19 protein-coding genes are annotated in these 26,785 nt (G+C 74.7%); 10 read left to right on the top strand and 9 right to left on the bottom strand.

Annotation, left to right across the window (positions count from 1 at the left end; translation table 11 throughout):
* Nucleotides 1-70 precede the first annotated feature (70 nt).
* From ACFYWL_RS19965 to ACFYWL_RS19935, 7 genes are all read right to left on the bottom strand, one after another.
* Nucleotides 71-2,200 (bottom strand): alpha-glucuronidase, encoded by a 2,130-nt coding sequence (locus tag ACFYWL_RS19965; protein ID WP_386974741.1) that lies wholly within the window; start codon nucleotides 2,198-2,200, stop codon nucleotides 71-73.
* Complete coding sequence (locus ACFYWL_RS19960; RefSeq protein WP_386974739.1) at nucleotides 2,197-2,889, bottom strand: hypothetical protein; 693 nt, start codon at nucleotides 2,887-2,889, stop codon at nucleotides 2,197-2,199. The genes ACFYWL_RS19965 and ACFYWL_RS19960 overlap by 4 nt, the downstream gene beginning before the upstream one ends.
* Nucleotides 2,886-4,487, bottom strand: coding sequence for a xylan 1,4-beta-xylosidase (locus ACFYWL_RS19955; RefSeq protein WP_386974737.1), 1,602 nt, complete (start codon nucleotides 4,485-4,487; stop codon nucleotides 2,886-2,888). Before ACFYWL_RS19955 ends, ACFYWL_RS19960 begins: the two co-directional genes overlap by 4 nt.
* 84 nt (nucleotides 4,488-4,571) lie before the next feature.
* Nucleotides 4,572-6,206: an extracellular solute-binding protein gene (locus ACFYWL_RS19950; protein WP_386974735.1), complete on the bottom strand. Its 1,635-nt coding sequence runs from the start codon at nucleotides 6,204-6,206 to the stop codon at nucleotides 4,572-4,574.
* A 48-nt stretch (nucleotides 6,207-6,254) separates the two neighbouring features.
* A complete protein-coding gene (locus ACFYWL_RS19945; RefSeq protein WP_386974733.1) occupies nucleotides 6,255-7,196 on the bottom strand; it encodes a carbohydrate ABC transporter permease in 942 nt (313 codons plus the stop codon).
* A complete protein-coding gene (locus ACFYWL_RS19940; protein WP_386974731.1) occupies nucleotides 7,193-8,191 on the bottom strand; it encodes an ABC transporter permease in 999 nt (332 codons plus the stop codon). The genes ACFYWL_RS19945 and ACFYWL_RS19940 overlap by 4 nt, the downstream gene beginning before the upstream one ends.
* A 28-nt stretch (nucleotides 8,192-8,219) precedes the next feature.
* Nucleotides 8,220-10,619: a glycoside hydrolase family 3 N-terminal domain-containing protein gene (locus ACFYWL_RS19935; RefSeq protein WP_386974729.1), complete on the bottom strand. Its 2,400-nt coding sequence runs from the start codon at nucleotides 10,617-10,619 to the stop codon at nucleotides 8,220-8,222.
* 225 nt (nucleotides 10,620-10,844) lie between these two features.
* Here ACFYWL_RS19935 and ACFYWL_RS19930 point away from each other — a divergent pair, with 225 nt between their 5' ends.
* The 10 genes from ACFYWL_RS19930 (at nucleotide 10,845) to ACFYWL_RS19885 (ending at nucleotide 25,664) form a co-directional block, all read left to right on the top strand.
* Nucleotides 10,845-11,885, top strand: a complete 1,041-nt coding sequence (locus tag ACFYWL_RS19930) for an acetylxylan esterase (protein WP_386974727.1) — start codon at nucleotides 10,845-10,847, stop codon at nucleotides 11,883-11,885.
* Nucleotides 11,882-13,090: a D-mannonate dehydratase ManD gene (gene manD, locus ACFYWL_RS19925; RefSeq protein ID WP_386974725.1), complete on the top strand. Its 1,209-nt coding sequence runs from the start codon at nucleotides 11,882-11,884 to the stop codon at nucleotides 13,088-13,090. Before ACFYWL_RS19930 ends, manD begins: the two co-directional genes overlap by 4 nt.
* Before the next feature lie 62 nt (nucleotides 13,091-13,152).
* Nucleotides 13,153-14,487, top strand: a complete 1,335-nt coding sequence (locus ACFYWL_RS19920; protein WP_386974723.1) for an SWIM zinc finger family protein — start codon at nucleotides 13,153-13,155, stop codon at nucleotides 14,485-14,487.
* Nucleotides 14,484-17,153 carry a DUF6493 family protein gene (locus tag ACFYWL_RS19915; RefSeq protein ID WP_386974721.1) on the top strand — a complete coding sequence of 890 codons (2,670 nt, stop codon included), beginning with the start codon at nucleotides 14,484-14,486 and terminating at the stop codon, nucleotides 17,151-17,153. Before ACFYWL_RS19920 ends, ACFYWL_RS19915 begins: the two co-directional genes overlap by 4 nt.
* Nucleotides 17,154-17,452: 299 nt before the next feature.
* Nucleotides 17,453-17,542 carry a K(+)-transporting ATPase subunit F gene (gene kdpF / locus ACFYWL_RS19910; protein ID WP_386974719.1) on the top strand — a complete coding sequence of 30 codons (90 nt, stop codon included), beginning with the start codon at nucleotides 17,453-17,455 and terminating at the stop codon, nucleotides 17,540-17,542.
* Nucleotides 17,542-19,197: a potassium-transporting ATPase subunit KdpA gene (gene kdpA, locus ACFYWL_RS19905; RefSeq protein ID WP_386974717.1), complete on the top strand. Its 1,656-nt coding sequence runs from the start codon at nucleotides 17,542-17,544 to the stop codon at nucleotides 19,195-19,197. The genes kdpF and kdpA overlap by 1 nt, the downstream gene beginning before the upstream one ends.
* A gap of 20 nt (nucleotides 19,198-19,217) precedes the next feature.
* On the top strand, nucleotides 19,218-21,407 hold the full coding sequence (kdpB, locus tag ACFYWL_RS19900) for a potassium-transporting ATPase subunit KdpB (RefSeq protein ID WP_386974715.1): 2,190 nt from the start codon (nucleotides 19,218-19,220) through the stop codon (nucleotides 21,405-21,407).
* Complete coding sequence (locus ACFYWL_RS19895; protein WP_386974713.1) at nucleotides 21,407-22,288, top strand: potassium-transporting ATPase subunit C; 882 nt, start codon at nucleotides 21,407-21,409, stop codon at nucleotides 22,286-22,288. The genes kdpB and ACFYWL_RS19895 overlap by 1 nt, the downstream gene beginning before the upstream one ends.
* 92 nt (nucleotides 22,289-22,380) lie before the next feature.
* Nucleotides 22,381-24,981, top strand: a complete 2,601-nt coding sequence (locus ACFYWL_RS19890) for a DUF4118 domain-containing protein (protein ID WP_386974711.1) — start codon at nucleotides 22,381-22,383, stop codon at nucleotides 24,979-24,981.
* On the top strand, nucleotides 24,978-25,664 hold the full coding sequence (locus ACFYWL_RS19885) for a response regulator (RefSeq protein WP_043963474.1): 687 nt from the start codon (nucleotides 24,978-24,980) through the stop codon (nucleotides 25,662-25,664). The genes ACFYWL_RS19890 and ACFYWL_RS19885 overlap by 4 nt, the downstream gene beginning before the upstream one ends.
* Nucleotides 25,665-25,685: 21 nt before the next feature.
* Here ACFYWL_RS19885 and ACFYWL_RS19880 read toward each other — a convergent pair whose 3' ends face one another.
* Both ACFYWL_RS19880 and ACFYWL_RS19875 read right to left on the bottom strand, forming a co-directional pair.
* Nucleotides 25,686-26,330 carry a hypothetical protein gene (locus ACFYWL_RS19880; protein WP_386974708.1) on the bottom strand — a complete coding sequence of 215 codons (645 nt, stop codon included), beginning with the start codon at nucleotides 26,328-26,330 and terminating at the stop codon, nucleotides 25,686-25,688.
* Nucleotides 26,331-26,367: 37 nt separating this feature from the next.
* Nucleotides 26,368-26,748, bottom strand: coding sequence for a YccF domain-containing protein (locus ACFYWL_RS19875; protein WP_386974706.1), 381 nt, complete (start codon nucleotides 26,746-26,748; stop codon nucleotides 26,368-26,370).
* Nucleotides 26,749-26,785 lie beyond the last annotated feature (37 nt).

The raw sequence follows: 26,785 nt of genomic DNA, 5'->3' as shown, positions 1-26,785 counted from the left end.
ACCGTTTCACGCGCCTAATTCGGCCACGTGAACTGTGGTTACGATCACGGCACCCGCAGGTCGGCGGCGCTCAGTGGATGCGCCGCCCGCGCACGTCCGGCACCCCGGACTTGCGGAAGAAGTACGTGTTGATCTGGTCGCGCCACTCGATGGCGCAGCGCAACTGCTCGTCCAGCCGCTCGGCCACCCGGGCGTGCACCGCCGGGTCGATGATCCCGGCGAGGCGTCGCCACCGCTGCCGCATCCCGGCCACCTCCTGCACCCCGGCGAAGTGGGTGTCGTAGATGTGCTGGATGACGGTCGACCCGCTGTGCAGCACGTGCCCGTACGGGACGTGGTGGAAGAACAGCAGCAGCTCGTCCGGGCAGTCGGCCAGCGACTCGTACACCTGCGACCACGGCGGCGGATACTGCCCGGTGAAGCCGGTGCCCGTGGCGCGGGTGCGGTCCACGCCCACCCCGTCGCGGTCGGCGAAGTGGTAGGTGCCCCACCGCGAGTACTCGTACCCGTCGACGTCGGGGCCGTAGTGGTGGTGGGCCGGGCTGACCATGAACCCGACGCCCAGCGGGGCGGTGTACCGCTCGTAGGTGCGCCACGAGTCGTCCATGACGGCGTGCAGCGTCTCGCGCACCAGCGCCGGGTCGCCGACCGTCGACGCCGGGAAGGTGAGGTCGATCCACTCGTCGAGGACCGCGACCGGGTCGAGGCCGGGGTCCCAGGCGAGCCGGCCGTAGGCGTACAGGTTGGCCTGGGCGAGGGGGTGCCCGGTCCAGAACGGGTCGTCGCCCACGTTGGCCACGGCGGCCAGGCCGCCCCCGGCCGCCGGGCCCGGCCCCGAGCCGGCGGCCACGTCGGCGACCGTCGGCCCGCCCGGCCCCCACGGCGCGAACGCCAGCACCTCGCTCCAGCAGGGCGCGAGATAGCACACGTGCTGCTGCTGGCCCGTGTACTCCTGGGTGACCTGGAACTCCACCGCCAGCCGGGTCGCCGGCATCGCGGCCAGCATCGGCGACACCGGCTCCCGCGGCTGGAAGTCGATCGGGCCGAACTTTGCCTGCACCACCACGTTGTCCCGGAATCGGCCGTCGAGCGGGGTGAAGTGGTCGTACGCGGCCCGCGCCCGGTCGGTCGAGCGGTCCCGCCAGTCCTGCCGGTGGTTGTAGACGAAGGCCCGCCAGTGCACCACGCCCCCGAACGGCGCGAGGGCCTCCGCGAGCAGGTTCGCGCCGTCGGCGTGGTCACGCCCGTACGTGAACGGGCCGGGCTGCCCCTCCGAGTCGGCCTTGACCACGTAGCCGCCGAAGTCGGGGATGCGCTCGTAGACGCGGCGGGTGGCGGCGGCCCACCACGCCCGCACCGCCGGGTCGAGCGGGTCGGCCGTCGGCAGGCCGCCGAGGACGACGGGCGCGGCGAAGGTGACCGACAGGTGCACCCGCACGCCGTAGGGGCGCAGCGCGTCGGCCAGCTCGGCGACGTCGCCGAGGCGGTCGGTGAGCAGCCGCGCCTCGGTCGCGTGGACGTTGACGTTGTTCACCGAGATCGCGTTGACGCCGCACGCGGCCAGCAGCCGCCCGTACGCGCGGACCCGGTCCAGGTCGCGGCGTGCCGCCCCGGCCCGCCAGAAGATCGATCCGCCCGCGTAGCCCCGCTCGACCTGCCCCATCACCGGGTCCACGTCGACGTTGTCCCAGTGGTCGAGCATGCGCAGCGCCATCGCCGGGGTGTGCCGCCGGGCCGGGCGGTCGCCGTCGAACGCCGCCGCGCCGAGGCGTACCACGTGGAACAGCCCGTACAGCAGGCCGGCCGGCGCGTCGGCCAGCACCACGGTGACGCCCTCGGCGCGGGCCAGCGCGAACCCCTCGCCGCCGAGCGGCCCGCCGGCCCCGGCCGCCCGGGCCAGCGCCGCCGCCGGCGCGGGCAGGGCCCCGGCGTCGCGCAGCGCGAGCACCAGGTCCACCTCCCGGCCCCCGGCGGTCCGGTCCGCCCGCCCGCCGTGCCGGGCGCAGGCCCGCTCGACCTCGTCGAAGACGGTGTCGACGAGCCCCCCGTCGCCGCGCACGAGGACGCGGCGCGAGCCGAGCGGGGCGAACGCCGCCGGCGGCAGCCAGGCGGCGTGCACCTGTGCGACGTCACCGGCGGCGATCTCGTCCGTGGCGGGGCCGGTCATGGCGGTCTCGTCCGTGGCGGGGGGCAGGCTCATGCGGTGAACTCCTTGCGGATCGTCTCGACCATCGGGGCGGCGACGCGCAGCAGCGCGAGGGCGCACACCGAGCCCGCCAACGCGAGCACCGCCTCCGAGGTGACCGCCGTCACGGCGGCCCCCGCTGCCAGCACCAGGGCCGTGCCGATGCCCGCCCCGGGGGCACGGACCGTGAAGTGCAGGGCGAGGCGGGCGACGTCGCGGGCCCGGAACGCGAACAGGGAGGTGACCACCAGCGCGTTCACCCCGACGAGGGTCGCCAGCGCGGCGACGCCGACCAGCGGCGCCGCCCACCACCGGGGCACGCCCGCGACGTCCAGGTGGGCGAGGTTCACCGCGACGACGGTGAGCAACGCCAGCAGCGGCACCCAGATCCGCAGCACCCCCGCCAGGTTGGCCCGGTAGCCGCGCCGGAACGCGGCGGCGGGCCGCAGGTCGGTCAGGTCGGGGCGCTGGTGGTGCAGCGCGTACAGCGCGGCCGACAGCGCCGGGCCCAGCGGCAGTGCGCAGGCGGCGTAGAGCGGGATGTTGCTCGCGTCGGATTCGAGCAGGACCAACGGGACCAGGCCGGGCAGGCAGGCCAGCAGCAGGAGCAGCTCGACGACGAGCAGGGTGTAGACCCGCGCGGCGGCCCGCGACAGGGGCCCCTCGCCGAACTGCCGGGCGGCCCGCGCGGCGTCGCCGCTCACGGCCGGTCGTCCCCGCCGGCCGGGTCGCCGTCGCCCTGCCCGTCGCCGTCTCGCCCGTCGCCGCCGTGGCCGGTCCCGTCGCGGCCGGGCAGGCCGAGCAGCCGGTCGCCGTCCCACCACGGCGGGGTCTCGTCGCGTACGGCGGTGAGCTCCACCAGGGTCACCTCGTGCCGGGCGAGGGTGAGGTCGACCTCCACCCGGCCGCCCGCCACCGGCAGGCTCCGGTGGGTGCGGGCCGGCTCGGCGGCCTCCCGCAGCGCGTCGAGCTGGCGCGGCAGCGGGGATCGGGGCCGGCCCATCTCGGCCCAGGCCGCGTAGACGTTGCCCGCGTCCTCGCTCACCGACGAGCGCGCCAGGTACGCCGACGTCGCCCCGGGCGCGCCCAGCGGCACCGACAGCGCCAACGTGTGCCGCTCGGGCACCGGCTCGCGGCCGGTGACGTCCACCGGCGCCCACGCCAGCACGGTGACCCGGCCGTCGGCGTCGCGGGTGACCAGGTGGTCCGCGCCGCGGGCGAGGACCTGGTCGCCCATCCGGGCCAGGAACGCGTACAGGTGGTAGGTGGGCTTCTTGAGCTGGCGGTGGGTGAGCAGGCCGAAGCCGCCGTGCAACAGCGCCGTCGGGATCCCCACCTCCTCGAACATGTCGCTGAACGTCCAGTACGAGAAGGAGTCGACCAGGTCGCCGCCGGCGGCCACCACGGGGGCGAGGTACGCGGCGTGGAACGCGGTGTCGTGGATCGGGTTGTCGGGCCGGTAGGAGGAGTTGAACTCGGTGATGTGCACGGGCAGGTCCGCCAGGGCGGTGCCGGCCAGCAGCCGGCGTGGCGCGGCGAACTGCTCCAGCAGGTGCTCGGCCGGGGCGAGCGTCTGGTGGGTGCCGAACGGCACGTGCTGCGCCGGGCCGGAGGTGTAGGCGTGCCGGCTGACGAAGTCGCACGGCACGTCCCGCGCGGCGACGAACTCGGCGAAGGGCGTCAGCCACTCGTCGGCGCCGGGGGAGATGGCGGGGCCGCCGACCTGGAGGGAGGCGTCGACCTCCTTGACGGCGTGCGCCGACACCTCGTACAGCCGGTGGTAGGCGTCGCGGTCCGCGCCGGCCCAGAAGTCCTTCAGGTTGGGCTCGTTCCACACCTCGATGGGCCAGCCGCGCACCTCGTCGAGGCCGTACCGGTCGACCAGGTGCGCGACCGTGGCGCGGACCAGGTCCGCCCACTCGGTCCAGGACCGCGGCGGGGTGACGTTGCCCCGCCACCAGAACACCGTCTGGTCGCCGGAGGCCAGGCCCGAGGGCATGAAGCCCAGCTCCACGAAGGGCCGGATCCCCAGCTCCAGGTAGGCGTCGACGACCTGGTCGACGTACGTGAACGAGTGCCGCACGCGCCGCGCGCCCGCGTGCTCGTAGGGGCGGTGCACGCCGACGCCGTCGCTGAGCAGGCCGTGCCCCCGGATGTGCCGGAAGCCGATGTCCCGCTGGACGAGCGCCAGCGAGTCCTGGTAGTCGCGCCGCAGCGCCAGCTCGAACCGGCCGGTGCCGACGCAGGCCCGCCAGGCGTCGGTCAGCCGGCCCGTGGGCCGCTCGGGTACGTGGATCCGCATGTCGTCCTCGTCCTGCTCGTCGTGCCGGCCGGGCCGCCGGTCCTGGCCGGACCCCGCTGGTGGGGCCCGGCCGGGACCGGGCGGTCAGCCGTTGTCCTTCTTGAACCGTTCGTACGCCTTGTTGACCAGGTCGATGTACTGGTCGGCGTTCTTGGCCTTCAGCTCGCCGACGTAGGCGTCCCACTCGGTCAGCGGCCGTTGCCCGAGGATGAACTTCAGCGTGTTCTGGGTGACGTAGTCCTTCAGCGGCGTCTCCCACAGCGACACCTGCTCGCGCTCGGCGTCGGTGAGCGGGGCCGGCGGCGGCACGTCGATCGGCTTGCGCGTGTTCATCACCTTCTGGAACTCCAACTCCTCGGGGGAGAAGAAGGACTGCATCAGGTCGAGCTTGCCGCCGTAGGCGAAGACCCCGTTGGCGAAGCCGAAGTCCTTCTGCAGGTGCTTGGTGCCCTTGGGGTTGAGCCCGATCATGTCGACGTCGGGGGCGGGCACCCGCTTGCCGGCGGCGTCCCTGACGAACGTGGTGCCCTCGATGCCCCACTTGGCGAACTCCTGGCCGGCGTCGGAGTAGTAGAGCCAGTCGATGAACTGCATCATCGCCACGAAGTTCTTGCTGTCCCGGGCCTTTTTGGAGATCATGACGCCGTTCTCCAGCCGGGAGGCGGGGTTGATCTCGCCGGCCGGGCCGACCGGCAGCGGGATGTTGACCAGCTTCGCGCCGGGGATGGTCTTGGCCAGGTCCGGCCGGTAGTCGTTGACCAGGGTCTGGGCGTTGCTGCTGATGACGAAGGACTTGCCGTTGGCGAGCTTCTGCCGGGCGGCCTCGTCGCTCTGGGTGAAGCTCTCCGGGTCGAGCAGCCCCTCGGTGACCAGCTTGTTGAGGTACTGGATCATCTGCTTGTACTGCTCGGTGGCCCCGGTGTAGACGAACTTCCCGGCGGCCGGGTCCCAGGTGCTGTGCTGGAACGACCAGCCGGCCTGGGTGCCGAAGGAGTTGCCGGCGATCCGCAGCAGGGCGCCGCCGGGGGTGGGCTTGCTCCACCGGTCCGAGTACGGGTAGGAGTTCGGGTACTTCGCCTTCATCGCCTTGAGCACCGTGTAGAGGTCGTCCCAGGTCTTCGGGACCGGCTGCTTGAGCTCGTCGAGGATGTCGGTGCGCACCGCGACCGTGTATTCCTGCCAGGGCTTCTCGTGCAGGCCCGGCAGCAGGTAGAACTTGCCGTCGGACTGGCGCAGGGTGTCGATCTCCGGCTTCAGCCCCCACTTGTCGATCTTGTCTTTGAAGTTCGGCATCAGGTCCAGGTAGTCGCTGACCGGCAGGATCGCCCCGGAGGAGACGAACTGGTTCTCCGCCGGGTGGTAGGTCTTCGGGATGATCAGCGGGGCGTCGCCGGCGCCGACGAGCAGGCTGCGCTTCTGCTCGTAGTCGCTCAGCGGCACGGCGACCGGTTCGAGCTTGACCCTGGTCCGCTTGGTCAGCTCGGACCAGAACAGCCAGTCGTCCTTGAGCGGATAGTTCGGGTGGTTGTTGTAGAGGATGGAGAAGGAGAGCGGCTCGGTGGCCGTGAACTGGGTCCCGACGCCGTAGTCCGCCATGGCGCCGGCCCGGTTGCCGGACAGGTCCTTGGCGTCGCCGGCGTCCTCGGAGCAGGCGACGAGGGTGAGGGTGAGCAGGCTGGCCGCGGCTATGGCCGCGCGCCGCCACGTTCTGTGGAGCACGGCTCGTCCTTTCCGAACGGTGGTGGGATGGTGGGAAACCTCGCCGGGCTACCCCTTGACCGCGCCGAGCATCACGCCCGACACGAAGTAGCGCTGGATGAAGGGGTAGACCGCCAGGATGGGCAGGGTGGTGAGCACGATGGTCACCGCCTGCAACGTCGCGGCGGCCTGGACGGCGTCGGCCTCGGCCACGCCGCCGGCCGACTGCGCGCCGGTGGCCCCCGCGATGAGGTTGCGCAGGTAGACGGTCACCGGGAACATCTCCTGCTGGTCCAGGTAGAGGAACGCGGTGAACCACGAGTTCCAGAAGGACACGGCGTAGAACAGCACCATCGTGGCGATGATGGCCTTGGACAGCGGCAGCACGATCCGCAGCAACGTCCCGTACGTGTTCAGCCCGTCGACGGCGGCGGCCTCCTCCAGCTCCTCCGGCAGGCTCTCGAAGAACGCCTTCATCACCAGCAGGTTGAACACGTTGATGGCGTTGGGCACGACCACCGCCCAGATGGTGTTCTTCATGCCCAGGCTGGTGATCAGCACGTAGTTGGGGATCAGCCCGCCGGAGAAGAACATGGTGAACACGGCGATGCCGACGAGCGTTCCGCGCCCCTTGAGCCGCGGCTTCGACAGCACGTACGCGTAGCAGGTGGTCAGCACGATGGAGATGGCCGTGGCGACCACCGTGTAGACCACCGTGTTGCGGTAGTTCGTCCAGAACAGCGCGTCGGACATCACCAGCTTGTACGTCGTCAGGTTGAACCCGCGCGGGACGAGGTTCACCCGCCCGGCGATGATGTACGCCTCGTCGCTGAGCGAGCGGGCCACGATGTTGACGAACGGGTACAGCGTGACGATCACGACGCCGGTGAGGATGAGGGCGTTGACCGCCTGGAACACGCGGTAGCCCCGGGTCGGGCGGGGGCCCCTGGGCCGGCGGGCCACCCGCCGACGCTCGCCGGCCTCGCCGGTCTCGGCGGCTTCCACGGTCACCACAGGCTCGTCCCCACCGTGCGCTTGGAGATGACGTTCGCCGTCAGGACCAGGGTCAGCCCGATCACGGCCTCGAACAGGCCGATCGCGGCGGCGTAGCTGAAGTTGCTGGACTCGAAGCCCATCCGGTAGAGGTACGTGGAGATCACGTCGGCGGTCGGGTAGGTCAGCGGGTTGTACAGCAGCAGGATCTTCTCGAACCCGACTGCCATGAACGTGCCGATGTTGAGGATCAGCAGCGTCACCATCGTGGGCCGGATGCCGGGCAGCGTCACGTGCCAGGTCTGCCGCCACCGGTTCGCCCCGTCGATGCGGGCCGCCTCGTAGAGGTTCTCGTCGATGGTGGTCAGCGCGGCGAGGTAGAGGATCGTGCCCCAGCCGACGGTCTGCCAGACCTCGGAGGAGACGTAGATCGTGCGGAACCACTCCGGCCGTTGCAGGAACGGCACGGCCTCGCCGCCGAGGCCGCGCACGATCTGGTTGACCGTCCCGTCCATCGACGTCAACTGCATGACCATGGCGGCCACGATCACGATGGACAGGAAGTGCGGCAGGTAGGACACCGACTGCACGAACCGCTTGAGCCGGCGGGCGCGGACCTCGTTGAGCAGCAGCGCCAGCACGATCGGCAGGGGGAAACAGAACAGCAGGGTCAGCGCCCCCAGCACGAGGGTGTTGGTGAACACCTCCCAGAACGTCGGGTCGGCCAGGAACAGGCGTACGTAGCGCAGGCCCACCCAGGTCTCGCCGAAGACGCTGCCGCCGGGGGAGAACCGCCGGAAGGCGATCACGTTGCCGGCCATCGGCAGGTAGCGGAAGACCAGGAAGAACAGCAGCGGCGCCACGGCGAGCGAGTAGAGCTGCCAGTCCCTGCGCAGCGCCTGCCGCCAGGTGCGACGCCGCCCCCGGCGGCGCGGCGCGGGGCGGCCCGCCGGCGCGGCGGCGTCCCGCGCCGGGGGCACCGGCGGCGGTTCGAGGGTGTCGGGGATGGTCATCGACGGCCTCCAGGACGGGGCGGAGCGCCTAGGCGGACTGCGCGACGGCGGCCGGGGCGACCCGCGCCGTCGACACCAGCCGACGATGGTGGCCGACGGCGCGTTCGGGGCCGACGAGGCGCAGCGGGAGGGCGGCGGCGAACTCGCCGCTGGACCGGCCGAGCCGAAGCTCCACGTCGCCCGGCTCGACGACGCGCCGGCCGTGCGCGCCGGTGAACGACGTGACGTCGGCGGGCACTGCGAACGTCACCCGCGCGCTCTCGCCCGGGGCGAGCGGGACGCGGGCGTAGCCGACCAGGCGGACCACCGGCCGGGTGGTCTGCGCGACCGGGTCGTGCAGGTAGAGCTGGACGACCTCGACGCCGGCCCGGTCGCCGGTGTTGCGGACCGTCACCTCGACCTCGACCTCGCCGTCGACCGCCCAGTCGAGGCGTCCGCCGCCGGTGGCGTCGGCGGCGGGGAGGCCGCCGCGTACGCCCGCGTCGCTCCACTCGAACGTCGTGTAGCTCAGCCCGTGGCCGAACGGGAACGCCGGGGTGGGATCGACCGAGGACACCTCCGAGCGGCGGCCCAGCGGCGGGTTGAGGTAGGTCGACGGCAGCGCGCCGGCGTCCCGGGGCACACCGACGGGCAGCCGCCCGGACGGGTTCACCGCGCCGGTGAGCACCTCGGCGAGGGCCTGCCCGCCGCGTTGGCCGGGGAAGAACGCCTGCACGACGGCCGCGGCGGCGTCGGCCTCGGGCCCGAGCGCGTACGGCCGCCCGGCCAGCAGCACCAGCACCACGGGCGTGCCGGTGGCGAGCACCGCCCGGACCAGGTCGGGCTGCACCCCGGGCAGCCGCAGGTCGGTGGCGTCGCAGCCCTCGCCGGACGTGCCGCGGCCGAACATGCCGGAGCGGTCGCCGACGGCGAGCACGCACACGTCGGCCTCTTCGGCCGCCGCGACGGCCGCGGCGAAGCCGGAGGTGTCGTCGCCGGTGACCGCGCACCCGGGAGCGTGGACGAGCCCCGGGAGCAGGCGGCCGAGGGCCTCGCGCAGGGAGGGCAGCTCCACGCCGAGCCCGTGCTCGGGGTGGCGCACCCCCACGTGGGAGGGGAACGTGTAACAGCCGAGCATCGCCATCGGGTCGTCGGCGACCGGGCCGACGAGGGCGACGCGGCGGCCGGCGGCCAGCGGCAGCAGCCCGCCGTCGTTGCGCAGCAGGACCACGGACTCGCGGGCCAGGCGCAGCGCCACCTCCTGCGCGCCCACGTCGTCGAGGCGCAGCCCGTCCACGCCGTCGGGCAGCGGCTGCCAGCCCTGGTCGAGCAGGCCCAGCTCGGCCTTCTGCGCCAGCACCCGGCGCAGCGCGCGGTCGATGAGCGCCTCGTCGACCGCGCCCGCCCGGACCGCCTCGACGAGCGCGGGACCGAACGCGTCCACGGTGGGCAGCTCCACGTCGATGCCGGCGCGCAGGGCGAGCCGCGCCGCCTCGACGCCGTCGGCGGCGACCCCGTGCAGCGTCTGGAGGAAGCGCACCGCGAAGTAGTCGGCGACCACCGTGCCGGTGAAGCCCCACTCGTCGCGCAGCAGCCGGGTCAGCAGGCCCTCGTCGGCGGCTGCGGGCAGGCCGTCGATCTCGGCGTAGGAGTGCATCACCGAACGGGCGCCGCCGAGGCGCAGCGCCATCTCGAACGGCGGCAGGATGACGTCGGCCAGCTCCCGGCGACCCATCGACACCGGTGCCAGGTTGCGTCCGCCGCGCGAGGCCGAGTATCCCGCGAAGTGCTTGAGGGTGGCGACGATGCCGGCGGCCTCCAGGCCGCGCACGTACGCCGCGCCGGTCGTCCCGACCAGGTACGGGTCCTCGCCGATGGTCTCCTCGGTGCGGCCCCACCGGTAGTCGCGGGTGACGTCGAGCACCGGCGCGAGGCCCTGGTGGACCCCGGCCGCCCGCATCGACCGGCCGATGTGGCCGGCCATCTGCTCGACCAGCTCGGGGTCGAAGGACGCGCCCCAGCCCAGCGGCGTCGGGTACACGGTCGCGCGCCAGGCGGCGAAGCCGGTGAGGCACTCCTCGTGCACCTGCGCGGGGATGCCGAACCGGCTCGCCGCCGCGATCTCGGCCTGGGACGCGGCCAGCGAGCGCGCGCCGGCCACGGGGTCGACCGGCGCGGTGCCGAACGGCCGGGTCAGCTGGCCCAGCCCGTGCCGGATGACGTCGTCCCACCGCAGCTCGCCGTCGACCATGTCGGCCTGGTGCGGCGCGACCCCCTCGCCGGAGGCGTCGGCGCCGACCCACACCCCGACGAGCTGGGCGACCTTCTCCTCCAGCGACATCAGCGGCAGCAGGGCGTCGGCGCGCTCGGTCGGACTCAGCCGCGGATCGCGCCACCGCGCGGCGTCCGGGGACGCCTCCGCGTCGTGGACGGGCAGCTGACTGTTCATGCCACACCCCTTCAGCCGGGCCCGGGAGGCTCCCCGGTGGCCCGCGACGACTGGCGACGGCGAGCCGGCCCGAAATTTTCGGAGATCCCCGCGTGAGCTATTTCGGGCAACTTAAGGGCCTTAAATGGGCATGTCAAGGCTCGTCCGGCCCGAAGCGGATCGACGGTGGTCATCGTACCCGGGCATCGCGCGTGGTACAGTCCTCGAAAATTTCGGAGAGGTTCCATGCCCCAGTTCGACCTGCCCCTCGACCAGCTTTGGCAGTACGCCCCCGCCGTGGCCGAGCCCGCCGACTTCGACGCGTTCTGGCGGGCCACCCTCGCGGCGGCGGCCGAGCACCCCGTGCTCGTCGAGGTCCGGCCCGAGCCGACCCACCTGCGGCTGGTCGACACCTGGGACGTCACGTTCGCCGGCTACGGCGGTGACCCGGTGCGGGCCTGGTACACCCGTCCCGCCGGGGCCGACGGGCCCCTGCCCGCCGTCGTGGAGTACGTCGGCTACGGGCGCGGCCGGGGCCTGCCGCACGAGCGCCTCACCTGGCCGGTGGCCGGTTACGCGCACCTGCTGATGGACGCCCGGGGCCAGTCCGGCCACTACGCGGCCGGCGACACCCCCGACCCGCGCGCCGGCGCCCCGGGCGGCCCCTGGCCGGTGACCTGGGGCATCCTCGCGCCCGAGGACTACTACTACCGGCGGCTGATCACCGACGCCGTGCGGGCCGTGCAGGCGGCCCGCGCGCTGCCGGGCGTCGACCCCGGCCGGGTCGTCGTCGCCGGCAACAGCCAGGGCGGGGGGATCGCCCTCGCGGTGGCGGGCCTCGTCGGCGACCTGGCGGCCCTGATCAGCACCGCGCCGTTCCTGTGCCACGTGCAGCGGGCCATCGAGATCACCGACGCCGAGCCGTACGGCGAGATCGCCCGCTACCTCGCCGCCGACCGGACGGCCGAGGACGCGGTGCGGCGCACCCTGTCCTACGTCGACGGCGTCACCTTCGCCCGCCGGGCGGTCGCGCCCGCGCACTTCGGCGTCGGCCTGCGCGACACGGTGTGCCCGCCGAGCACCGTGTTCGCCGCCCACAACCAGTACGGCGTCGCCAACGGCCGGCCGGAGCCGCCGCAGCGCGTGATGCACGTCTACCCGTTCAACGGCCACGAGGGAGGGGAGGCGGCGCAGGTCCGCCGGCAGCTCGCGTGGCTCGCCGGGGTGCTCGCCGCGCCGGGCGACGCCACCGGCCCCGCCAGCGAGACGACGGAGGAGACTGCGTGAGGATCGTCGACGCCCGGGTCATCGTCACCTGCCCGGGCCGCAACTTCGTCACCCTGAAGATCGTCACCGACGAGGGCGTCACCGGGATCGGCGACGCCACCCTCAACGGCCGCGAGCTGGCCGTCGAGGCGTACCTGCGCGAGCACGTCGTGCCGCTGCTGATCGGGCGTGACCCGGCCCGGATCGAGGACACCTGGCAGTACCTCTACCAGGGGGCGTACTGGCGGCGCGGCCCGGTCACCATGAGCGCCGTCGCGGCCGTGGACACGGCGCTGTGGGACATCAAGGGCAAGGTCGCCGGCCTGCCGGTCTACCAGCTGCTCGGCGGCCGGTCCCGCGAGGGCGTCACCGTCTACGGCCACGCCAACGGCGAGACCGTGGACGAGGTGCTGGCCGAGGTGGCCCGCTTCGTCGACCTCGGCTACCGGGCGGTGCGGGTGCAGTGCGGCGTGCCGGGCCTGGCCAAGACGTACGGCGTGAGCGCCGACAAGATGTTCTACGAGCCGGCCGACGCGGCGCTGCCCACCGAGACGGTCTGGTCGACGGCCCGCTACCTGGCCCACACCCCCGGCGTGTTCGCCCGGGTCCGCGAGGAGTTCGGCCCGACCCTGCGGCTGCTGCACGACGTGCACCACCGGCTCACCCCCATCGAGGCGGCCCGGCTCGGCCGCAGCCTGGAGCCGTACGCGCTGACCTGGCTGGAGGACCCGGTCCCCGCCGAGTTCCAGGAGGGCTTCCGGCTCATCCGGCAGCACACCACCACGCCGATCGCCACCGGCGAGGTTTTCAACTCCGTCTGGGACGCCACCACGCTGATCCGCGAGCAGCTCATCGACTACGTCCGCACCACCGTCGTCCGGGCCGGCGGCATCACCCACCTGCGGCGCATCTTCGACTACGCCGCGCTGCACCACGTGCGCAGCGGCTCGCACGGCGCCACCGACCTGTCGCCCGTCTGCCTGGCCGCCGCGCTGCACCTGGACATCGCGATCCCGAACTTCGGCCTCCAGGAGTACATGCGGCACACCGAGGAGACCGACGCGGTCTTCCCGCACGGCTACCACTTCGCCGACGGCTACCTGCACCCCGCCGAGACGCCCGGGCTCGGGGTGGACATCGACGAGGAGGCCGCGGCCCGCTACCCGTACTCCCCGGCGTACCTGCCGGTCAACCGGCTGGAGGACGGCACCCTGCACCCCTGGTGACGCCGCGGCCCGCCAGGCCGCCGCGGGCGCGGTGTCGGGGGGATCTTGTACCGTCCGGGCCCGTGAGCGCCCAACAGACGTACAGGTATCTCGGATCCTCCGCCCTGGGCCGGTCCGGCCTCGCCCTGTCCACCAGCGGCGGGCCCGCGCCGAACCCCCGCTTCTTCAGCGGCTTCCTCACCACGCCGCAGGCCGCCGCCGTCGGGCTGCTCGCCGTCGCCGAGGTCGCCCGCACCCGCTACTTCCGGCCGGTGAGCCCGGCCAGCCTCGACCCGGTGGTCACCGGCAGCCGCGACCGGCTGCGCTTCGAGTCGTTCTCCGGCTGCTGCGGCGTCTACGCCCGCCTGGACGCCCTGCCCGAGGGGCTCGACGGCGACGTGCTGGAACACGGCACCACCAACGTGGACGTCAACAACCCGCTGCGCGAGGCGCTGTCGCGCGTCGGCGGCCTCGACCCGCTGCGCCTGTCCGTCGGCCCCGACGACCTCACCGTGGAGACGATGGACGGCGCGGTCGTGGAGAAGAAGGTGCCCCTGCCGCAGCGGTGGCTGCGCGGCTTCGCCGAGGTGCAGGTGCTCGCCGCCGGGTTCGAGCCGCGCGCCCAGCTCCCGGCGGCCGAGGCGGCGACGTTCCTGCGCCGGCTGCCCACCGCCGGGGACCGGTCGGTGCTCTGGGCCGTGCCCGCCGGGCGGAGCCTGCGGCTGACCTCCCGGCCCGTGGCCGGCGCGGTCTGCCTGGCCGGCGCGGGCCGGCTCGCCGCCCTGCGCGGCCTGCTGCGCCACGCCCGCACCCTGACCGTCTACGGTCCGACCGTCGCGCCCGGCGTCGGGGCGCTGCCCAGCACCTGGGAGCTGGACACGGGGGCGCTGCGGCTGTCGCTGACCCTGTCGCCCGAGCCCTACCGGGGCTTCTCCGGCGAGGGCGCCGCGCTGGCCGCCCTGGCCGGCGACGACGTCACCGACGACGCCGAGCTTGTCTCGGCGCTGCTGGCCTGGGACCCGACGATCGACGTGGACGCCCTGGCGAGCGCCGCCGGCCTCGACGCCGCCCGGGTGCGGGGCGCCCTCGCCCAGCTCGGCACCGCCGGCCGCGTCGGCTACGACGTCGCCGAGGCGGCGTACTTCCACCGCGTCATGCCCTACGACGCCGGCCGGGCCGAACGCGACAACCCCCGCCTGGTGGGCGCGCGGGCGCTGATCGAGCACGGCGCCGTCGACGCGGACGACGCCGGGGCCACCGTCCGCAGCGGCGACCAGGTCTACCGGGTGCGGCGGCTCGCCGACGACGCGTACACCTGCACCTGCCCCTGGTGGGCCAAGCACCGCGGCCAGCGCGGGCCGTGCAAGCACGCGCTGGCCACCCGGATGGTCGGCGTCGGCGTGCGGGAGGCGGTGTGAAGTCCACGGTCCGGCGTCGGTGGGAGCTGGCGGCCGGCGGCAGCAGCGACCTGTTCGACCTCGTCGACGCCGGCTCGGCCGACCTCGTCGCCGCCGCTCTGACCGGGCTGCCCGAGCAGCGCCGCCGGGCCGTCGGCGGCGAGCTGACCGAGTGGTTCAAGACGCGCCGGTCCACCTTCTGGGGCAGCGGCAGGGGCACCGCCCTGGCCGTCGCCGTGGTCGGCTGCCTGCCCACGGCCGCCCAGGCCGCCGCGATCCTCACCCGCCGCTCCGTCACCGTCGACGGCGACCGGGCGGCCCGGCTCGTCCGCGTCGCCGCCGCCGAGCGGGGCATCGACTGGCTGCCCGAGCTGGCCCGCCGGATGGCCGACAAGCTGGCCCGCGACGCCTGGCTCGGGCACTGGAGGTTCGTCGCCGCGCTGCTGCCCGCCGACGCCGCGCCGCCGACCGGGGAGCGCTTCGTCGAGCTGTGGGTGCAGTCGCTGGCCATTCCCGACCGCCAGCGGCACGGCGCGCCCGTGCCGCTGGTCGACCGGCTGCGCGCCGACCCGCTGCTGCCCGCGCTGCTGCCCCGGCTGTTCGAGATCGACGGGCTCGGCGCGCCCATGATGTTCGACGAGGTGCACACCAACTGGGAGAGCCGGCGCCGGCACGTCCTGCCCACCGCGCTCGCGCAGCTCGCCGCCGAGGGCGTCGTCGACCGGGCCGCCCTGCTCGACGGCGCGCTCGGCCGGCTGCTGCGCGGCGACCGCCCGGCCGCGCTGCGCGCGTTCACCGTCCTGCTCGACCAGCTCCAGCCCGGCACGCAGGAGATCGCCGCCCGCGCCACCGACTACCTGCGCCTGCTCTCCGACGCCCCGGCCCCCGTCGCCGTCATGGCGCAGAAGGCCCTGCGGGCCCTGCCCGACCCGGAGCCGGAGGCCGTGCTCGCCGCCTCCCGCGAGGTCCTGCTGCGCCCCGACAAGGCGCTGGTGCGCGGCCAGCTCACCTGGCTCGACCGGCTCGCCCGCCGGCACCCGGACCGGGCGGCCCAGATCGCCGAGGTGATCGCCGTGGCGGCCGGGCACCCCGCCGTCGACATCCGCGACCGCGCGGCGGCCCTGGCGGCCCGGCACGGCCCCGCCCCGACGGCCGACGAGCACGTCCCGGCCGGCGCCGCACCGGCCACCAGCGACGCCGGCCCGGCGATCGCCGTCGCGCGCGGCGACGACCTGCCCCACCCCGGCCCGCCCGCGCCCGCCCCGGCCCCGATCACCGACCTCGACGAGCTCACCGAGGAGGTCGCCGCGCTCGTCGGCGCCGAACACCGCGGCGAGCCCTTCGACCGGATCCTCGACGGGCTGGTCCGCCTCGCCCCGACCGACGGCCCGCGGCTGCGCGCCGCGCTCGACCCGGTCCTCGCCCGCCGGCACTGGGCCTGGGCCAGCGAACACACCTGGGACCCGTGCTGCCTGTGCGGCCTCGTCAGCGACCTGCTGGAGACCGCCGGCGAACCCCGCCCGGCCGCCCCGCAGCGCGGCCGGTGGGCCGCGCTGCTCGCCTCCGTGCGGCGCACCGGCCCGGTGGGGTCGCCGCGCGAGCTGACCGTCACCGACCCCCGGGTGCCGGTGCCGCACGCCCTGCTGCGCGCCCGCCTGGCCGAGGTCGGCCACCACCTCGGCGAGCCCGGCCACCCCGGCCTGCTCGCCGCCCCCACCTCGGCCAACGGCGCGCTCGACCCGCTGGCCCTGCTGGAACGGCTCACGGCGCTCGGCGAGCGGCAGCCCTGGCGCTGGGACCTCACCCAGGCGCTGCTGCGGCTGCCCGCCGGCGTCGACGACGCCCTCGCCGGCAAGGCGGAGGCGCTGCGCACCCCGGCCGGGGACCGGCTCGCGGCCTGGCTGCGCGCCGGCGGGCTGCCCGACCCGGTCGCCCGGGTCGTCCCGTTGGCCCGCCGCCCCCGCAAGGTCGGCCACGACTGGGCGCACGACCAGCTCCCGCCCCGGCGGATCGCGGTCGAGCTGCGCCCGCCGGCCGGCTACCCCGACCCGTACGGGCTGCTCACGGTCGACCCGCCGCCGATGGAGACGGACCACGCCACCTGGGCGCGGATGTGGCCGTCGGTGCTGCCGCACCACCTCGGCGTCGTCGCCGCGTACGTGCTGCCGCAGGTGACCGCCGCCGCCGACCAGGACCGACGCGACGGCGCACTGGCGCTGCCCCTGCTCGCCGAGTGCGGCGGCGCCGGCGGGCCCGCCGTGGACGTGGCGCTGGCCTACGGGCTCGGCGCGCGCCACGGCGTCGACCGGGTCGCCACGCTGGACGCCCTGCTCGGCCTGGCCGCCACCGGCCGGCTCGACGCCGCCGGGGTGGGCGCGCGGCTGGGCGACCTGGCCGCCGGCAACCTGGTGAAGCTGACCCGGGCCGTCGAGCCGCTGCGCGACGCGGCCGGCGCGGGCGCGCCACTGAGCGTGTGGCGGCTGCTCGCCGCGGCGCTGCCGCCGATGCTCGCCGCGACGACCCCGCCCCGGGGCCTGCCCGACCTGCTGACCCTGGCCGCCGAGACGGCCACGGCCACCGGGGCGCGCGGCGAGGTGCCGGGGCTGGCCGAGGTGGCCGGGCGCGGCGGGACGAGCCGGGTGGTGACCGAGGCGCGCCGCCTGCACCGGGCGCTCACCGCCGGCTGACGGGTCGCCGACCGGCCGGGGGCAGGTGACCACGGGTACCGGGCCGGGCGGGTGACCGCGCTCACGGCCGCGACCGGTCCGCGTGAAAACGGCGTCAAGAAACGGCCCGTCGCCGTCACGGTCGCGTTATGGCCCCTGTCCCCGGGCCGCGCGGCGGGTTGTGATGGCCCGGCGACCGGCCCCGGTCGCGACGACCGTGTCCGGTAGGAGGAACCGACCGTGTCCGACCTGGTGTACGTGCTGGTGACGGCGGCGCTGTTCGCGGCGCTCGCCCTCGTGGTGAGGGGCGTGGAGAGGCTGTGAGCGCCGTCGATGCCGTCGGCCTGCTGCTGGCGATCGGCCTGGGCGTGTTCCTGGTGATCGCCCTGCTGCACCCGGAACGGTTCTGATGACCACGACGACAGCCGGCGCGCTGTTCGCGTTCTCCCTCGTGGTCGCCCTGACCGCCGCCTACCGGCCCTTCGGCGACCACCTGTACCGCGTGGTGGCGGGCACCCGGCACTCCCGGGTGGAGCGGATCGTCTACCGGCTGGTCGGCGTCGACCCGGCCGCCGGGCAGAGCTGGGGCGTGTACGCCCGCGCGGTGCTGGCCTTCTCCGCGGTGTCGGTCCTGGGCCTGTACGCGTTGCAGCGCCTGCAGAACCACCTGTGGCTGTCCCTCGGTTTCCCCCCGGTGCCGCCGCACGGGGCGTGGAACACCGCGGTGTCGTTCGTGACCAACACGAACTGGCAGTGGTACTCGGGTGAGTCGACCATGGGCCACCTCGTGCAGATGGCCGGACTGGCGGTGCAGAACTTCGTCTCCGCCGCCGCCGGCATCGCCGTCGCGGTCGCCCTGGTCCGCGGGTTCGCCCGCGCCCGCACCGGCGAGCTGGGCAACTTCTGGGTCGACCTGACCCGGATCACGCTGCGGGTCCTGCTTCCCGTGGCGGTGCTCGGGGCGCTCGCGCTGATGCTCGGCGGCGTGGTGCAGAACCTGTCCGCCGGCACCGACGTCACCACGCTCACCGGCGGGACCCAGACGCTCACCGGTGGGCCCGTGGCCAGCCAGGAGGCGATCAAGGAGCTGGGCACCAACGGCGGCGGCTTCTTCAACGCCAACAGCGCCCACCCGTTCGAGAACCCGACCGCCTGGACGAACTGGCTGCAGGTCTTCCTCATCCTGGTGATCCCGTTCAGCCTGCCCCGGGTGTTCGGCCGGATGGTCGGCCAGCACCGGCAGGGCCACGCGATCGCCGCGGTCATGGCGATCCTGGCGGCGGCGAGCGTCGCCCTGACCAACGCCTTCGAACTCGCCGGCCACGGCACGGTGCCGCAGGCGGTCGGCGCGGCGCTGGAGGGCAAGGAGATGCGCTTCGGAGTGTCGGGCTCGGCGACCTTCGCCGCCGCGACGACCCTCACCTCCACCGGCGCGGTGAACTCGTCCCACGACTCGTACACCGCCCTCGGGGGGATGCTGCCGCTGGCCAACATGATGCTCGGCGAGGTGGCGCCCGGCGGGGTCGGCTCCGGCCTGTACGGCATGCTGGTCCTCGCGGTGATCACCGTCTTCGTCGCCGGCCTGATGGTGGGCCGGACCCCGGAGTACGTGGGTAAGCGGATCGGCGCGCGGGAGATCAAGCTTGCGTCGCTGTGCTTCCTGGTCACCCCGGCGCTGGTGCTGACCTGCACGGCGGCGGCGTTCGCCACCGGCAACAACGCCACGGCCCTCAACGCCGGCCCGCACGGCCTGTCCGAGGTGCTGTACGCGGTCACCTCGGCGAGCAACAACAACGGCTCCGCGTTCGCCGGCCTCACCGTCGGCACCCCGTGGTGGAACACCGCCCTGGGCCTGTGCATGCTCCTGGGCCGGTTCCTGCCGATCATCTTCGTGCTCGCCCTGGCCGGCTCCCTGGCCCGCCAGGCGCCCACCCCCGCCACCGGGGGAACCCTGCCGACCCACCGGCCGCTCTTCGTCGGGATGGTCGTCGGCGTGACGGTGCTCCTGGTCGCGCTGACCTTCCTGCCCGCGCTCGCGCTCGGCCCCCTGGCCGAGGGGCTGTGACCACCATGGGAGAGAAGGACATGACCACGTCCACGCCGGCCACCGCCGAGACCCCGGCCGTCGGCCCCTGCGCCAGCCGGGTCGACCCGTCCGGCGGTGGCCTGCGCGACCCGGGGCAGCTCGTGGCCGCCCTGCCGGAGGCGTTGCGCAAGCTCGACCCGCGCACCCTCTGGCGCAACCCGGTGATGCTGATCGTGGCGGTCGGCGCGGCCTTCACCACGGTCCTCGCCGCGGCCGACCCGTCGGTGTTCGCCTGGGTCATCACCGGCTGGCTCTGGCTCACCGTCGTCTTCGCCAACCTCGCCGAGGCGGTCGCCGAGGGACGCGGCAGAGCCCAGGCCGCCACCCTGCGTCGGGCCCGGCAGGACACCATCGCCACCCGGCTGGTCGGCTGGACCCCGGGCGCGCCCGCCGCCGCCTACCGGGACGAGGCGGTGCCCGCCACCGAACTGCGGCAGGGCGACGTCGTGCTCGTCGCCGCCGGCGGAACCATCCCCGGCGACGGCGACGTCGTCGAGGGCATCGCCAGCGTCGACGAGTCGGCCATCACCGGCGAGTCCGCCCCCGTCATCCGGGAGTCCGGCGGCGACCGCAGCGCCGTCACCGGTGGCACCCGGGTGCTCTCCGACCGGATCGTCGTACGGATCACCCAGCGGCCGGGGGAGAGCTTCGTCGACCGGATGATCGCCCTGGTCGAGGGCGCGAACCGGCAGAAGACGCCGAACGAGATCGCGCTCAACATCCTGCTCGCCGCGCTCACCCTCGTCTTCCTGCTCGCCGTGGTGACGCTCCAGCCGCTCGCCGTCTTCGCCAAGCGGTACCAGGCCGCCGCCCCCGACACCGGCGCGATCACCGACGCCGGGGTCAGCGGCGTGGTCCTGGTGTCGTTGCTGGTCTGCCTCATCCCCACCACCATCGGCGCGTTGCTCTCGGCGATCGGCATCGCCGGAATGGACCGCCTGGTGCAGCGCAACGTGCTGGCCATGAGCGGCCGTGCCGTCGAGGCCGCCGGTGACGTGAACACCCTGCTGCTGGACAAGACCGGCACCATCACCCTCGGCAACCGGCGGGCGGCCGAGTTCCTGCCCGTCGACGGGGTCACCGCCGCAGAGCTGGCCGACGCGGCCCAGCTGTCCAGCCTCGCCGACGAGACCCCCGAGGGCCGCTCCGTGGTCGTCCTCGCCAGGAACGACTTCGGGCTGCGGGAGCGGGAGCCGGGCCTCGTGCCGCACGCCACGTTCGTGCCGTTCACCGCGCAGACCCGGATGAGCGGCGTCGACCTCGCCCCGGCCGGCGACGCCACCGGCCCCGTCCGGCGGGTCCGCAAGGGCGCGGCGGCGGCCGTGACGGCGTGGGTCCGCGCGCACGGCGGCCACCCCGGCGACGAGGTCGGCCAGGTGGTCGACGAGATCAGCGGGCTCGGCGGCACCCCGCTCGTGGTCGCCGAGCACGTCCGAGGCGAACCGGCGCGGGCGCTCGGCGTGATCCACCTCAGGGACGTGGTCAAGCCGGGCCTGCGGGAACGCTTCGCCGAGCTGCGTCGGATGGGCATCCGCACCGTCATGGTCACGGGCGACAACCCGCGCACCGCGAGGGCGATCGCCGACGAGGCCGGTGTCGACGACTTCCTCGCCGAGGCCACGCCGGAGGACAAGCTCCACCTGATCAGGCGGGAGCAGGCGGGCGGCCGGCTGGTCGCGATGACCGGCGACGGCACCAACGACGCCCCCGCCCTCGCCCAGGCCGACGTCGGGGTCGCCATGAACACGGGCACGTCGGCGGCGAAGGAGGCCGGCAACATGGTCGACCTCGACTCCGACCCGACCAAGCTCATCGAGATCGTCGAGATCGGCAAGCAGCTCCTCATCACCCGGGGCGCCCTGACCACCTTCTCCATCGCCAACGACATCGCGAAGTACTTCGCGATCGTCCCGGCCATGTTCGCCGGCGTCCACCCGGGCCTGGACACGCTGAACGTCATGCGGCTGGCCAGCCCGGAGTCCGCGATCCTCTCGGCCGTCGTCTTCAACGCGATCGTCATCGTCGCCCTCATCCCGCTGGCCCTGCGCGGCGTGCCGTACCGGCCGTCGGCCGCGGCGACGCTGCTGCGCCGCAACCTGCTGGTCTACGGCCTCGGCGGCATCGCCGTGCCGTTCGTCGGCATCAAGCTCATCGACCTGTTCGTCCAGCTCGTCCCCGGAGTCTCGTGATGCGCCCACCCACCTGGCTGGCCCCGCACCTGGCGGCCCTGCGCGCCCTGCTCGTGTTCACCGTCCTGCTCGGTGTGGCGTACCCGCTCGCCCTGGTCGCCGCCGGCCGGCTGCCCGGCCTCGACACCCGCGCCGCCGGCTCGCCCGTCACCGCCGCCGGCCGGACCGTCGGCAGCGCGCTGATCGGCCAGGCGTTCACCGACGCCGACGGCGAACCCGTGCCGCGCTACTTCCAGTCCCGCCCCTCGGCGGCCGGCGACGGCTACGATCCCACCGCCACCGGGGCGAGCAACCTCGGCCCGGAGAGTGTCGTCGACACCCTCGCCGCCGACCCCGCCGACGCGTCGCCGAGCCTGCTCACCCGGGTCTGCGCCCGCAGCCGGGCCGTCGGCGCGCTCGACGGGGTGGACGGGCGGCGGCCCTACTGCACCGCCGACGGGGTCGGCGCCGTCCTCGGCGTGTTCCACCGCGACGGGTTCACCGGCCCGGTCACCCGCGTCGTCAGCGTCAACCAGACCGCCCCCGCCGTCCCGTTCGTGGCCACCTGGCAGGGCGTCGGGGTGGAGCTGGCCCGGCCCGGCGAGGACTACGTCGCCGCTGGCGCGGTGATCGTCCCGGTGCGCGGCGACGCCCCGGCGGCACCCGCCGTGCCCGCCGACGCGGTCACCGCCAGCGGCAGCGGCCTCGACCCGCACATCAGCCCCGCGTACGCCGAGTTGCAGGTCGCCCGGGTGGCCCGCGAGCGCGGCGCGGAGCCGGCGGCGGTGCGGCGGCTGGTGGCCGAGCACACCACCGGCCGGGTGCTGGGCTTCCTGGGCGAGCCCGGCGTTAACGTGCTGGAGCTGAACCTCGCCCTCGACCAGCGGCTGCCCGCTCGTTGAACCCTCGCCGGGGCGGACCACCGACGACCCGCCCCGGCCGGCCCGCCGACGCCCCGCCCCGACCCACGTCGACCCACGGAAGGAGGAGCGCCGTGCCCACCGGAGAGCTGCGCGTCTACCTCGGGGCCGCGCCCGGCGTCGGCAAGACGTACGCGATGCTCGAAGAGGCCCAACGGCGGGCCGCGCGCGGCACCGACGTGGTGATCGGGCTGGTCGAGACCCACGGCCGCCCGCACACCGCCGCCATGGTCGGCAACCTCGAACAGGTGCCCCGGCGCGTCCTGGACCACCGGGGCGTGCAGCTCACCGAGCTGGACCTCGACGGCGTGCTGGCCCGCCGCCCCGAGGTCGCCGTCGTCGACGAGCTGGCCCACACGAACGTGCCCGGCTCCCGCCACGACAAGCGCTGGCAGGACGTGCGGGAGCTGCTCGACGCCGGCATCACCGTGCTGACCACCGTCAACGTCCAGCACCTCGAGTCGCTCAACGACGTCGTCGCCCGGATCACCGGCACCACCCAGCGCGAGACCGTCCCCGACGCCGTCGTCCGCGCCGCCGAGCAGGTCGAACTCGTCGACATGACCCCGGAGGCGCTGCGCCGGAGGATGGCCCACGGCAACGTCTACGGTCCCGACCGGATCGACGCCGCCCTCGGCAACTACTTCCGGGTCGGCAACCTGACCGCCCTGCGCGAGCTGGCCCTGCTCTGGCTCGCCGACACCGTCGACGACCAGCTCGGGGCGTACCGCGCCCAGCAGGGCATCTCCGACACCTGGGAGGCCCGCGAACGTGTCGTCGTCGCGCTGACCGGCGGGCCGGAGGGGGACACGCTGATCCGCCGCGCCGCCCGGATCGCCGCCCGGGGGCGGGGCGCGGACCTGCTGGCCGTGCACGTCGCCCGCAGCGACGGGCTGGCCGGTGCCGACCCCGCCCGGCTGGCCCGCCAGCGGGTCCTCGTCGAGGGCCTCGGCGGCACCTACCACCAGGTGCTCGGCGCGGACGTCCCGGCCGCGCTGCTCGACTTCGCCCGGGGCGTCAACGCCACCCAGCTCGTGCTCGGCGCGAGCCGGCGGGGCCGCTTCGCCCAGCTGTTCTCCCGGGGGGTCGGCGTCACCACCACCGCCCTGTCCGGGCCGATCGACGTGCACCTGGTCACCCACCCCGAGGCCGGGCGTGGCCGGCGGGCCGCCACCACGCCGGCCGCCCTGTCGCGGCGGCGCAGGCTGCTCGGCTTCGCCCTCGCGGCGCTCGGCATGCCGGCGCTCACCCTGGCGCTGCGCACCCTGCCTGACCTCACCCTCACCAACGACATCCTGCTGTTCCTCGCCGGCGTCGTGGGCGTGGCCCTGGTCGGCGGCCTCTGGCCGGCGCTGGTCGCCGCCCTCGGCGGATCGCTGCTGCTCAACTGGTTCTTCACCCCGCCGTACCGCACGCTGACCATCGCCGAGGCCGACAACCTGCTGGCGCTGGGCGTCTTCGTCGGCGTCGCCGTCGCCGTGAGCTGGGTCGTCGACGTGGCCGCCCGGCGCACCCGGGAGGCCGCCCGGGCCTCCGCCGACGCGCAGACCCTGGCCACCGTGGCCGGTGGCGTGCTGCGCGGCGAGCGCCCGCTGCCGGCCCTGCTCGACCGGCTGCGGGAGACGTTCGCGCTGCGCGCGGTCAGCGTGCTGGAGCTGGTCGCCGAGGCGCGGGGCCGCCCCGACCGGGCCCGCGACCGGGCCGCCTGGCGGGTGGTGGCCAGCGTCGGGGACGCCCCGGCCGGCAGCCCCGACGCCGGGGAGACGGCCGTGCCCGTCGACGACACGCTCACCGTCGTGCTGTCCGGCCGGCGGCTGGAGGCCGCCGACCGGCGCGTCGTCGAGGCGTTCGCCGCCCAGGCCGCCGTCGCGCTGCGGCAGGAACGCCTCGCCGTCGCGGCGGCCGCCGCCGGGCCCCTCGCGGAGGCCGACCGGATGCGCACCGCGCTGCTCGCCGCGGTCAGCCACGACCTGCGTACGCCCCTGGCGTCGGCGAAGGCGGCGGTGAGCAGCCTGCGCAGCCCCGACGTCGAGTTCGACGCCGACGACCGCGAGGAGCTGCTCGCCACCGCCGACGAGTCCCTCGACCGGCTGGGCCGCCTCGTGGCGAACCTGCTGGACATGAGCCGGTTGCAGGCCGGCGCCCTCGGCGTCACCGCCACCGCGATCGGGCTCGAGGACGTGGTGCCCCGCGCACTGGACGAGCTCGGCCCGGCCGCCGCCGACGTCGGCACCGACCTCCCCGCGGATCTGCCCGCCGCGCTGGCCGACCCCGGGCTGCTGGAACGCGTGCTGGTCAACGTCGTCGCCAACGCCCTGCGACACAGCCCGCCCGGCCGGCCGCCCACCGTCGCCGCCAGCGCCCACGCCGGCCAGGTCGAGCTGCGGGTGGTCGACACCGGCCCCGGCATCCCCGCCGACCAGTGGGAGCACGTCTTCCTGCCGTTCCAGCGTCTCGGCGACCGGGACAACCAGACCGGGGTGGGCCTCGGTCTCGCCCTGTCCCGCGGCCTCGTCGAGGCCATGGGTGGCACCATCACCCCCGAGACCACCCCCGGCGGAGGGCTGACCATGGTGCTGCGCCTGCCCGCCGCCGGTCCGCCGGTCCGCCCCGGGCCGCAGGAGGCGGAACCACACGAGCCGGACACCCGGGAGCCGGAGGGGCCGCAGGAATGAGCCGCATCCTCGTCGTCGACGACGAACCCCAGATCCTGCGCGCCCTGCGCATCAACCTGCGCGCCCGCGGCTACGACGTGCGGGTCGCCGAGACCGGCACGGCCGCGTTGAAGGCCGCCGCCGCCCACCCGCCGGACCTGGTGGTGCTCGACCTCGGGCTGCCCGACCTCGACGGCGTGGAGGTGATCCGGGGCCTGCGCGGGTGGACGAGCGTGCCGATCATCGTGCTGTCGGGCCGGGCCGGCAGCGAGGACAAGGTCGCTGCCCTCGACGCGGGCGCCGACGACTACGTCACCAAACCCTTCGGCGTCGACGAACTGCTCGCCCGCATCCGCGCCGTCACCCGCCGTCTCGCCGCGCCGTCGGCGGACGGCGCGACCCCGGCCCCCCGGGTGGGGCGGCACACGGTCGACCTGGTCGACCGCACCGTCACCCGCGACGACGGCGCGCCGGTGCGGCTCACTCCCACCCAGTGGGCCGTGCTCGACAAGCTGCTGCGCCATCCCGGCAAGCTGGTCAGCCAGCGGCAGTTGCTGCACGACGTGTGGGGCCCGGAATACCAGAACGAGACCAACTACCTACGCCAGTACATGGCCCAACTGCGGCGCAAGCTGGAGGACGACCCGGCCCGGCCCCGGCACCTGATCACCGAGCCGGGCATGGGCTACCGCTACCGCCCCTGATCCGGGGCCCGACGCCGCAGGTCATCCCCGAACCGCCGGCTCGGCGGCGTCGCGTTCCCACGGCGCCGGACCCCGCACGCCGGCCCCGAGCAGGCGGCCGTGGTTCCACCAGTCGTCCTCGGCGGCGGGGAGCTGGTCCAGCACCAGCCGGGCCGGCGGGAACGGCCGGCCGGCGCGCAACTGCGCCAGGTCGGTCAGGTGCCGCCGGGCGGCGGCGGGATCGCCGGGCTGGTCCAGGGCGGCCAGCCCGGCGCGCAGGGTGTCGTAGAACTCCCGCTCGTCGACCAGCACGGCGATCTCGTAGGGATCGACGGTGACGAACCGGCCCGGCATGGCCGCCACGCCGGCGCGCAGCAGCGCGGCGTGCTCGTGCAGCGGCCCCTCCGCGGCGAAGATCCGGGTCAGGGCCGGCAGCGCGGCGTCGAGCTGGTCGAGGGCCCGCCGGCGGGGCGCGATCGGGGCGGTGACCGCCACGTCGCCCTCGTCCTCGTCGTCGGACGGGAACGTGGCCGTCACCAGGTCAGCCGGCCGGAACATGGCCAGCCACAGCAGCGGCACGGCCGCCACGTCCTCGGCGAGGACCTGCTCCGCGACGTTGGGGACGCCCGCCCAGGCGGGGCAGATGCCGTCGTGGTCGGTGACGAAGAGGTACGAGAGGTTGGCCATGCCGGGGAACGTACCGGCCGGCACCGACAGCCGGCGGCTACGGCGCGTCGACGACCTCCCGCCCCAGGGGCCAGAACGCGGCGGGGACGAGCTTGAAGTTGGCGATCCCGAACGGGATGCCGATGATCGTGACGCAGAGGGCGACGCCGGCGACGATGTGGGACAGGGCCAGCCACCAGCCCGCGAGCACCACCCACAGCACGTTGGCCAGCCCGGAGCCGACCCCCGCGCCCGGCTTGGGCACCACCGTGCGGCCGAACGGCCACAGGGAGTAGCTGGCCAGGCGCAGCGACGCGACGCCGAACGGGATCGTGACGACCAGCACGAAGCAGATCAGCGCCGCGACCCCGTATCCGACGGCCAGCACGATCCCGCCGCCGAAGACGAGCCACAACACGTTCAGCAGAAAGCGAATCACCCTTCGAGCATGACCGACGCCCGCCACCGGCCGGCCC

It is taken from the genome of Micromonospora sp. NPDC002575 (genome assembly GCF_042889525.1).
Classification (GTDB): domain Bacteria; phylum Actinomycetota; class Actinomycetes; order Mycobacteriales; family Micromonosporaceae; genus Micromonospora; species Micromonospora carbonacea.
This window is presented reverse-complemented; position numbering and strand designations above follow the sequence as displayed.

What these genes read in the sequence shown, in the direction of transcription:
- ACFYWL_RS19935 (WP_386974729.1), bottom strand. Translation starts at nt 10,619, where the DNA reads ATGAACAGTCAGCTGCCCGTCCACGACGCGGAGGCGTCCCCGGACGCC.
- ACFYWL_RS19885 (WP_043963474.1), top strand. Translation starts at nt 24,978, where the DNA reads ATGAGCCGCATCCTCGTCGTCGACGACGAACCCCAGATCCTGCGCGCC.
- ACFYWL_RS19880 (WP_386974708.1), bottom strand. Translation starts at nt 26,330, where the DNA reads ATGGCCAACCTCTCGTACCTCTTCGTCACCGACCACGACGGCATCTGC.
- kdpA (WP_386974717.1), top strand. Translation starts at nt 17,542, where the DNA reads ATGACCACGACGACAGCCGGCGCGCTGTTCGCGTTCTCCCTCGTGGTC.
- ACFYWL_RS19930 (WP_386974727.1), top strand. Translation starts at nt 10,845, where the DNA reads ATGCCCCAGTTCGACCTGCCCCTCGACCAGCTTTGGCAGTACGCCCCC.
- ACFYWL_RS19895 (WP_386974713.1), top strand. Translation starts at nt 21,407, where the DNA reads ATGCGCCCACCCACCTGGCTGGCCCCGCACCTGGCGGCCCTGCGCGCC.
- kdpB (WP_386974715.1), top strand. Translation starts at nt 19,218, where the DNA reads ATGACCACGTCCACGCCGGCCACCGCCGAGACCCCGGCCGTCGGCCCC.
- ACFYWL_RS19965 (WP_386974741.1), bottom strand. Translation starts at nt 2,200, where the DNA reads ATGAGCCTGCCCCCCGCCACGGACGAGACCGCCATGACCGGCCCCGCC.
- ACFYWL_RS19955 (WP_386974737.1), bottom strand. Translation starts at nt 4,487, where the DNA reads ATGCGGATCCACGTACCCGAGCGGCCCACGGGCCGGCTGACCGACGCC.
- ACFYWL_RS19940 (WP_386974731.1), bottom strand. Translation starts at nt 8,191, where the DNA reads ATGACCATCCCCGACACCCTCGAACCGCCGCCGGTGCCCCCGGCGCGG.